This window comes from Rhizobium sp. P2_G2, assembly GCF_056403555.1.
On record NZ_JBFUFF010000262.1, the window covers coordinates 1 to 1,267 of the forward strand.

At 52.9% G+C, this 1,267-nt stretch carries 1 protein-coding gene; it reads right to left on the reverse strand.

Annotated features, from left to right (window positions below; all coding sequences use genetic code 11):
* Positions 1-1,155, reverse strand: a 1,155-nt coding sequence (repA, locus tag AC1D06_RS42630; RefSeq protein ID WP_477991616.1) for a plasmid partitioning protein RepA, incomplete at its 3' end; no start/stop codon positions are given.
* Positions 1,156-1,267: the final 112 nt, after the last annotated feature.

Here is a 1,267-nt window from a genome sequence, read left to right on the forward strand (position 1 = left end):
CGATTCGATTGCCCGATCGTAGGTGGCTCGATGAAAGTTCTCTCTCCCGACTTCATATAAGGTCTGCTTCGTAATCCCCGCATCCGAGATCGCGGCTGATTTCAAGACCGCATTCGTCAGCACGCGATCGCCGAACAGACTCTTAAGGAGGCCCACGATCTGTCCTTGTGGACCATCACTTGGCTCGTGGCGAGTAACCACGTAGCGGAAGAAATCATACTCGGCGTTCCCCCCCGCCCGCTCTACGACATCAAAGAGGCCCGCCGTCATGTGGAGGAATTGCGACATCGACGCAACATCTAGCATCTGTGGATGAATTGTAACGGTCACGCTCCGAGCGGCGCAGAGAGCGGATAGTGTCAAATATCCGAGCGATGGCGGGCAATCGAGCACCACAACGTCGTAGTCGCTTTCAACGCTTTGCAAAGCGTCGGCAATACGGGTGAAAAATAGCCGCTCCTTGTTGCGGCTACGCTCGCTCAATATGCGAGGGGTGTCATGTTCGAATTCCTGGAGCTCTAGATTTCCCGGCACGATGTCGAGACCGGAGAAATAGGTCTTTCTAACAACAGATTTCATTGGCACCTGTTGGTCGTCATATCGAATTGCGCCATAGATTGTTTCGTTTGGTCCAAGGTCAAACTCTGGCTGCAGGCCGAACAATGCAGAAAGGGACGCCTGAGGATCGAGATCGACTGCGAGCGTCCGGTAGCCTCTCAGTGCGAAATATTGGGCGAGATGTGCAGCTGTGGTCGTCTTCCCCGAACCGCCTTTGAAATTAGTTACGGCGATTACCTGGAGCGGTTCTCCTTGTTCTCGGCGCGGCGAATACCCCTTTTTGCTTGCGCTTAAATAGCGCCGGATTTCGTGGATCTGGTCGAGCGAATACAAACGCCTTCCAGCTCCATTCTTCTCGGCTTCTGGAATAGAACCTTCCAGTGCTAGCGTGCGAAGGTATGCATCACTTATGCCGATTAGTTTTGCTGCTTCACCAGCCATGAACTTGCGAAGTTGTTTCTGTGCAGACGGCGGAAATGCCCGAGCCCGCAACTGCTGCAGTTGGGCACTTAGCAGGTCCGCGTCGGCTTCAATAAGGCGTGTGAGCGATGGAATTGCGGATGCACGCTCTTTTTTCACAGTAGCGATGGAAGCCATAAGAAACGCTCATTTTGGTAAAAATCGAATTTGAGCGTAAATTGGTACGAGTCGGCGGTTGGGTCAAGGGAAAAAGGGTTAACAGGAAGTTAACAGCCCGTCGCTCGTATTG